Here is a 750-nt window from a genome sequence, read left to right on the forward strand (position 1 = left end):
CGGCACCGTCGAGGGTCGGTCGGTCGTCGTCGGCCGGCCCCGCCTGTTCGCCGAGCTGCCGGCCGAGCTCGCGGACGCGCTGGCCCGGGAGCGCGACGCCGGACGCACCGCGGTCGTCGTCGGCTGGGACGGCGCCGCCCGCGGGTTGATCAGTGTCGCCGACACGGTCAAGCCCACCGCCGCCGAGGCGGTCGCCGCCCTGCGCCGGCTCGGCCTGCATCCGGTCCTGCTGACCGGGGACGCCCACGCCGTGGCCCGCGCGGTCGCCGCCGAGGTCGGGATCGCGCCCGAGGACGTCATCGCCGAGGTCCTGCCCGAGGAGAAGGTGGCGACGGTCCGCCGGCTGCAGGACGAGGGCCGGGTCGTGGCGATGGTCGGCGACGGGGTGAACGACGCCGCCGCGCTCGCCCAGGCCGACCTGGGCCTGGCGATGGGCGGCGGGACCGACGCGGCGATCGAGGCGTCCGACCTGACCCTGGTCAACGCCGACCCGCGGCTGGTGGCCGACGCGATCCGGCTGTCCCGGGCCACCCTGCGCACGATCCGCGGGAACCTGTTCTGGGCGTTCGCCTACAACCTGGCGGCGCTCCCGCTGGCCGCGGCCGGCCTGCTCAACCCGATGATCGCCGGTGCGGCGATGGCGTTCAGCTCGGTCTTCGTCGTGACGAACAGCCTTCGCCTGCGCCGGTTCGCCCCGCTGCCGCCGGCCGGCCCCGCGGCGTTGCCACCCACGCGGCCGGCCCTTGCGGC

General features: G+C 77.2%; 1 protein-coding gene. It reads left to right on the top strand.

Annotated elements, in window-relative coordinates; translation table 11 throughout:
* Positions 1 to 750, top strand: a 750-nt coding sequence (locus ND748_RS33175) for an HAD-IC family P-type ATPase (RefSeq protein ID WP_251750177.1), incomplete at both ends; no start/stop codon positions are given.

This window comes from Frankia sp. AiPs1, assembly GCF_023716945.1.
Lineage (GTDB): Bacteria > Actinomycetota > Actinomycetes > Frankiales > Frankiaceae > Frankia.